The organism is Desulfosarcina sp., from assembly GCF_033791525.1.
Lineage (GTDB): Bacteria > Desulfobacterota > Desulfobacteria > Desulfobacterales > Desulfosarcinaceae > Desulfosarcina.
In genome coordinates this window covers 1-7206 of record NZ_JASJGN010000105.1, presented here as the reverse complement: position 1 = coordinate 7206, position 7206 = coordinate 1, and the positions used below count along the sequence as shown (strand labels likewise).

The following is a 7206-nucleotide window of genomic DNA, read 5'->3' as shown; positions in this document are numbered from 1 at the left end:
TGGTAGGTTACATGCTGTTATTGTGTTTCATTTTTAAGGTCCTGTCAACCCTTTTTCTGCCAACCCGTGTCTTTGCATCACCGCCCCAATCGCTTTGTGGTAATCCCGCTGCACCTTCAGATTGCTGACTTTGCAATAGCGCTGCGTGGTCTTGATGCGGGAGTGGCCCAACAGATCTTGGATGGTGACCAGGTCGGCATCGGCGTTGAGAAGTTGCGTGGCCATCGTATGTCGCAGTTGATGACACGAGACCTTTAAGCCAATTTTTTTGGCATAATACTCCATGCGCTTCTGGATGCCACGCACGGAGATACCTTTGCCTTTGCAGGTTCCTTTCTCCACAAGAAAGAGGCGGCGGGTTCGGGAAGACAGTCGCACCCGGAGATAATCGACCACCGCCTGCAGTGCATCCCGGCTAAGATACACGATGCGGTCCTTGCGCCCTTTGCCCTCATAGACAATGAGCTGTAACCGTCTCAAGTCCAAGGCTGCCAGTGTGAGCTTGGCCACTTCTTCTACTCGTAACCCGCAGCGCAGCATCAGCATGAACATGGCCCGATCCCGGCGACTTTGTATGACATCGAAAAGACGGATGAGATTCTCCTCCTTGATGTATCGGGGCAGCGGACGGGACAGCCGCAAGGTGTAGCCACGCTTGATTGGGTGGATCATCGCCACCTGCTCTTCATGAATCAGATAGTTGTAAAATCCACGGATGCTGTCCAGGTGGCAGTTGATCGTTTTCGGACGCAGCCGTCGGTCGAGCAGGTGATCGATATAGGTCAGCAGGATCTTGTGGGTCACCTGTTCAATGGGCACATCTACCCACAAAATGAACTGACGTAGCGTGTACATGTAATTCCTGATCGTATGCGCCGAGTAGTTGCGTCTTTTAAGAAACCGCCGGTAATGAACAATCGCGTCGGTAATGGCCACGGGTGCCCTCTCTTTCGATGATGGTCATCGCCCTGAAGTATTCATCTTTGCGCGTGTTGTCGGTCAGTCGCGCATAGCGTCGGGTCATTTCAATGCTGCTGTGTCCCAGAAGCTGCTGCAGGCATTCCAGGCGCATACCGGCGTTTAACAGTTCACTGGCAAATGTATGCCGCAGCGCGTGCAGGGTATATCCCTGATGGCCCAGTCCGGCTTTAACCAGGTACCTGATAAACATGGCCCGTGCGGCCTCATAGCTTAATGGCCGTTCACGATAGCCACAGAAAATATAATCACCCACGCCTTTCCTTACCTTTAACCAGCGCTTCAGAGCAGCAAGGGCATCGTCACTGATGTAGACGACACGACCGACGCGGTTTTTCTGGGCCTCGAAAATATCAATGCGCCTTTCGGTCAGATTAACATCGACAAGTTTAGTGTTCAGCAACTCCCCGATACGCATGCCCGTGCGCAACAATATCAGTATCACGGCTCGATCCCTGCTGTCGGAAAGGACTGCCAAAAGTGCACGAATGTCCTCAGGGTCGATGGCGCGCGGCAGCGTATCGGGGAGTTTCACTCTAATCTTACGTTTGAGAACTTTCGGGTCTATCACATCTCGGTCAGCGAGAAATTGAAGAAAAGCATACACCGCTCTGGACCTGGTGTTAACTGTGCTGAGGCTCATCCCACGGTCTTGTTCATGTTCCACGTAGGCACCGATATCTTCTCGAACAACAGTTTCAATGAAGTGTCTTCCATTGGCTTTGAGAAATTTGATGAATCCCAAAAGCGTGTCCTCATAGATTTTTATGGTGCTCTTGCTGAGACGTCGGCGGTATAGATTTGAAAAATACAGGTGGATGAGTTCCTGTCCAAAAAGACCCTCGTGGGTCATTCGATTCAAGAATTTTTCAAGAGCTGGCGGGCAGCTTATTTGGTTGGTTACCGTTGAGCCGTTATTAACGGTGGGTTCATCCTGCTTAAAATAGTGCCGCCGATAATAGGGGTTAATGGAAATTGTACCGAAGTTCATCATACTGCCTCCTTTCTAATTTTCATAGAAAAAACAGGCAGATAATGACTTTTTGATCGGTTTTAGTCAATCACCATTTTGTTACGTACAGATAGCAGCTATCGCAAGGTCGGCTACTCGTGTGGTATGTTCTGGTTATGCAACGGCGAACTATAGGGCCGGTAACCGATAACACGAACACCATTTCCAAAGCTAAAAATTCCCAATATGATATTCCTTGTATAAAGTGGCGCGGCTTTTCCGGTTCCTCTTGCCGAATCTTGGACCGCAAGCCTGGGTTGCAATCGTTCGCAAAAAGCAAGAGGCCGCCGGTTGGTCGCCAATCGCCGTTGAATTAAAACCCTTGACAACCATTTTGTATATACCATAGGTAGCTTCTTTATAGCTACTTCGAACACTGAAGTCCGAAGTTCTATCTCGGATTTGGCGTGGATAAAGGCGTTTCTGCTCAGCGGGTAGTAGAGACGTCTTTTTTATGCGTTAGCCCCGCTAACCTTTTTTCAGATAAGCTAGTGAAAATGAAATGAATCAGGAACCGAAATCAAAAGTTACTATTTTTCACTGCATCAATGTGTTCGGCGAAGGCGATGCTTTGCCGGCGGCTGCAGCAGCAGATAACGTCGAGATCAATTTCGTCAAAATGCCCTGTTCAAGCATGGTCAAGGATGTTTTCCTGCTGCGCGCCTTTGAAGCCGGGGCCGACGTTGTGGCCGTCCTGGTCTGCGCCGAAGGCGCATGCCGGTACGTGGAAGGCAACCTGCGTGCTAAAAAACGGGTGAAGTGGGTCAAGGCCCTGCTGGATGAAATCGGACTGGACGGCAGGCGACTGGCGCTCTTTAATGTGACGGCCGGTGACACGCTGGCCGCCGAACAATTTATTCGCGATGCGTCTTCGCTGGCGACCGTTTTGGGTACAAACCCGGCATCAGTGGGTTCTCGGCCGGATGTCATCAAGGCCTGATGACCATATCCGCTTTTTACATAGGTCTAACCAGATAAAAATGGGACCCTTTCCGGTCTCGAATGGAGTCGATGGATGATTGTCGGAGAACAAAAACCAATTTCGGAAATCAAGCAAATCGTGGCACCTTACAATAAAATCCTCCTTTTGGGATGCGGCACTTGCGTCAAAACCTGTTTTGCCGGTGGCGATGATGAGGTGGCGGTTCTGGCTTCGGCATTACGGTTGAGCTGCAGGACAGAGGGCAAGGAAATCGAAGTCGAGGAACAGACCGTCGAACGGCAGTGCGAGGACGAGTTCATTCAGGAAAGCGCCCGCGCTGTCGGCCGCAATGAAGCGGTTCTGTCTTTGGCATGCGGGGCCGGCGTGCAGGCCATGGCGCGGCGATTTGCGTCCATGCCCGTGCTGCCGGGGGTTAACACCACATTTATGGGGGTCCTGGAAAAGCCGGGCCTTTTCACCGAAGAGTGTTCGGGCTGCGGTGATTGCAAACTGGCCGTGTTCGGCGGGGTTTGCCCGTTCACACGCTGTGCCAAAAAACTGATCAACGGCCCCTGCGGCGGTTCCCAGAACGGACATTGCGAAGTCAATTCCGAAACCGATTGCGCCTGGCACCTCATCATTGAACGCCTCAAGGCCTTAGGGCAGATGGATAACTTAAGGATCTATCTGCCACCGAAAAACTGGGCGGCCAGCTTGTCTTCCGGGCCACGCAAGCTCATCAGAGAGGATCATGTGCTATGAAGACCGAATCCACCGGAAAATTGCAGCAGGTCCTGACCAGTGGTGGGTTTGCAGTGACCTCGGAATGCGGTCCTCCCCGGGGTTCCGATCCTGAGATTATCCGCAAAAAGGGTGAACTGTTAAAGGGCTGTGTGGATGCCGTGAACGTCACCGACAATCAAACGGCCATTGTCCGGATGTCCAGCCTCGCCGCCTGCGCTCACCTGGTGGCCATGGGAATCGAACCGGTGATGCAGATGGTCACCCGGGATCGCAACCGGATTGCGCTCCAGTCGGACATTATGGGGGCGTATTCCCTGGGGATCAATAATATACTCTGTCTTTCCGGGGATCATCAGACCTTCGGCAGCCAGCCGGACGCCCTGAACGTCTTTGATATCGACTCCATGAATCTGGTGCGCACTGTCCTGACCATGCGCGAACAAGGGCAGGACATGAGCGGGTTTGCGCTCAAGGGCGCTCCGCAGATGTTTATCGGTGCAGCCGCCAATCCCTTTGCCGATCCTTTCGAGTACCGGGTGATCCGGCTGGCCAAGAAAATCGACGCCGGCGCCGATTTTATTCAAACCCAATGCGTTTATAACCTGGAGCGCTTCAAAGCCTGGATGAAAATGGCCAGGGAGGAAGGGCTGACCGAAAAGGTCCATATCCTTGCCGGGGTTACCCCCATGAAATCCGAGGGAATGGCCAAATACATGGCCAAGCGGGTGGCGGGAATGGATGTTCCCGAGGACCTGATCAAGCGCATGGGAAGCGTATCTAAACAGAAGGCTCCGGAGGAAGGCATCAAAATCTGCCTGGAGACCATCGCCGAACTGCGCGACATCCCGGGTGTTCACGGCATTCACCTGATGGCCATCGAGTGGGAGGATGTCGTCGCTCAAATCGTCTCGGAAGCCGGGCTTCTGCCGCGGCCATAGGGTTTGCTGGGTTCATTGAGTGGCTTTTTATAAACCCAACAAACTCAATAAACCAATAATCCCTGAGAACCATATCCCGTTTGGAGAAGTTCATGCCCAAAAAGTATCATATCCACACAAAGACCGCTGCGCCGCGGTTCCATCCCATCGGCAAGTATACGACCATCGAATTCCGCGAGAACTGCGCTGGCTCCTGCAGACAGTGTGTGAAGAAAAAGTGCGTCTACGATATCTTCAAGGAAAATGTTCTGCACATGAGCGCCATGGAGGAGCCCGAGTACCTGTATACTTGCATGAGTTGTTTCCGCTGTATCCAGGAATGCACCAAAGGCATTTTTTCGCGGACCATCAACCCGGACTACCGCACCCTGGGCGATGATTACTGGCGCGCGGAAAACCTGCACCGGCTCTGGTACCAGGCCCACCTGGGCAAGATCCCGGTTTCCGGCGCCGGATACCGCGGCCCGTTCGTGGGGCCCGGTTTCGATGCCATGTGGACCGACATGTCCGAAATCGTCCGCCCGACCCGCGACGGCATTCACGGCCGGGAGTACATCAATACCTGCTTCGAGCTGTCCCGGAGGGAAACGCAGCTTGAATTCAAAGCGGACATGTCCCTGGCTTCAAAAGTGCCTCCGCTTTTGGAACTGCCTTTGCCTTTGCTGTTCCGGCTGTCGCCCGAGCTCCTGACCAACGAATACGTTCTGCTGCCCATGGCTAAAGCAGCCAAAACACTCGGCACGATGCTGTTCGTCCGTCCGCAGGATCTCACACCGTCCCTGGCGCCCTTTGCCGACAACCTGATCCCTTGTCTGACCCCGGACAATATCGAGGCGCACGACGAGCTGATCCGTGACAGCCGGGTCGTGGAACTGGCTGATGGACCTGGAATCGAAAACGCCCTGGGCGGGGTTAGAGCCGCTTACCCGGACATCATCATCCTGGTGGGCATTGGCCTCGACCGGCAGGCAGCCGCACGCGCCGCAGCGTTGGCCGACAGTGGTGTGGATACCCTGCACTTTTACGCGGATGATCACGGCAATGAGCTCAATGCCGACCAACCGAGGTTTTTAAAGGAGTTGATCCGCGAGGTTCATCTCAAGCTGGTGGATCAAGGGATCCGCCAGAAGATCAACCTGGTCTTTTCGGGCGGCATCGCCATGGCCGAGCACGTGGCCAAGGCCATCATTTGCGGGGCCGATGCCGTGACCGCCGATCATGCCCTTTTGATCGCCCTGGAATGCCGGCTGTGCGGCAGGTGTCGCGACGGCCTCACCTGCCCGGTCAAGCTGGATGAACCCCTGGATGCCGATTGGGGCAGGGACAGAATCATCAATCTGGTCGCCGCCTGGCAGAGCCAATTGATCGAACTCATGGGCGCCATGGGTATCCGCGAAGCCCGGCGGCTGCGCGGGGAGGTGGGCCGCTCCATGTGGTTCGAAAATTTGGAAAAAGAGCATTTCGGACCCCTTTTCGGGGAACGCAAAGTGCCTGGATTAGGATAACCAATGAACCAAGATGCCCAAAAACAACCATTGCCGCAAACCCGGGAAGCCCGGTCGCGCTTTCGCAATACCATCGGAAAATTTACCATCAAGAGAAGTTCGGCCTGCATCTCCTGCGGGCTGTGCGCCGAACTCTGCCCATACGGCGTCCATCCCCGCTACGAAAATTATTCTCAATCCATGCGACCGGTGGAACACAAATGCATTGGGTTCAAATGCAAGCAAAACGACTTCTATTGCATCGACCGCTGTCCGCAGCAAGCCTTGACCTTGCGGGCGAATCCGGTTCTGGAAACCTTGGGAGACTATCGCTGGCCCGCCGAAATGCTGCTGGCCCACTGGGAAATGGCCGAGACCGGCAATCTTCCGGTGGTTGATCTGGAATATAACCTGGGATACTCCGGCGGCGGGTTCGACAAGCTTCGGTTCAAATCGCCGGATCCGGACCACTACCTGCAAATCGACGACGAGGACCTGGACCTGAGCCTCGATCTGAACAAGCGCAAGGACGGCCGGCCGGAACGGCGTCTCTCTCTGCCTTGCTACAGTGGCGGCATGTCCTACGGTTCCATGGCGCTGACGGCTTTGACCGGCCGGGCCAGGGCGGCCAAAAAAATGAATACCCTGACCTGTACCGGAGAGGGCGGCTATCCCCAGGAGTTTGTACCCTACGCCGATTTTGTGATCACTCAGGTGGCCACGGGACTTTTCGGGGTGAGCGAAGAGACCATCTGCTTTGCGCCAGTGATCGAGTTCAAGTATGCCCAAGGCGCCAAGCCCGGGCTGGGCGGCCATCTGCTGGGCGACAAGGTCACCCCTGAAGTGGCCGCCATACGCGAAACGGTGGTGGGCAATTCGCTTTTTTCGCCCTTTCCTTTCCACAGCGTCTATTCGGTGGAGGACCACAAGAAGCATGTCGACTGGGTCAAGGAAGTCAACCCACGTGGCCTGGTGTCCGTCAAGGTGTCCACCCCCACGGATGTGGATATGGTAGCTGTGGGCAGCTATTATGCCGGTGCCCATATTGTGCACATCGACGGCAGCTACGGTGGAACCGGGGCGGCGCCGGATATCGCCAAAAAGAATATCGCCATGCCCATTGAATAT

Annotated in this window: 7 protein-coding genes; 5 read left to right on the top strand and 2 right to left on the bottom strand. The window is 54.5% G+C overall.

What is annotated here, in order from left to right:
• Positions 1-33: 33 nt before the first annotated feature.
• Together QNK41_RS05140 and QNK41_RS05135 are read right to left on the bottom strand one after the other, a co-directional pair.
• On the bottom strand, positions 34-936 hold the full coding sequence (locus QNK41_RS05140) for a tyrosine-type recombinase/integrase (RefSeq protein ID WP_319254439.1): 903 nt from the start codon (positions 934-936) through the stop codon (positions 34-36).
• Positions 893-1972, bottom strand: coding sequence for a tyrosine-type recombinase/integrase (locus tag QNK41_RS05135; protein ID WP_319254437.1), 1080 nt, complete (start codon positions 1970-1972; stop codon positions 893-895). Before QNK41_RS05135 ends, QNK41_RS05140 begins: the two co-directional genes overlap by 44 nt.
• A gap of 520 nt (positions 1973-2492) precedes the next feature.
• On the opposite strand from QNK41_RS05135, the gene QNK41_RS05130 reads away from it, so the two are divergent.
• The 5 genes from QNK41_RS05130 to QNK41_RS05110 form a co-directional block, all read left to right on the top strand.
• The gene (locus QNK41_RS05130; RefSeq protein ID WP_319254435.1) at positions 2493-2930 is read left to right on the top strand and encodes a hydrogenase iron-sulfur subunit; all 438 of its coding nucleotides are present in this window, start codon (positions 2493-2495) and stop codon (positions 2928-2930) included.
• Between the two features lie 75 nt (positions 2931-3005).
• Positions 3006-3674 (top strand): methylenetetrahydrofolate reductase C-terminal domain-containing protein, encoded by a 669-nt coding sequence (locus QNK41_RS05125; RefSeq protein ID WP_319254434.1) that lies wholly within the window; start codon positions 3006-3008, stop codon positions 3672-3674.
• Complete coding sequence (locus QNK41_RS05120; RefSeq protein ID WP_319254432.1) at positions 3671-4594, top strand: methylenetetrahydrofolate reductase; 924 nt, start codon at positions 3671-3673, stop codon at positions 4592-4594. The genes QNK41_RS05125 and QNK41_RS05120 overlap by 4 nt, the downstream gene beginning before the upstream one ends.
• Before the next feature lie 92 nt (positions 4595-4686).
• The gene (locus QNK41_RS05115; RefSeq protein ID WP_319254430.1) at positions 4687-6099 is read left to right on the top strand and encodes a glutamate synthase-related protein; all 1413 of its coding nucleotides are present in this window, start codon (positions 4687-4689) and stop codon (positions 6097-6099) included.
• A gap of 3 nt (positions 6100-6102) precedes the next feature.
• On the top strand, positions 6103-7206 hold a 1104-nt coding region (locus QNK41_RS05110; RefSeq protein ID WP_319254428.1), incomplete at its 3' end, for a glutamate synthase-related protein.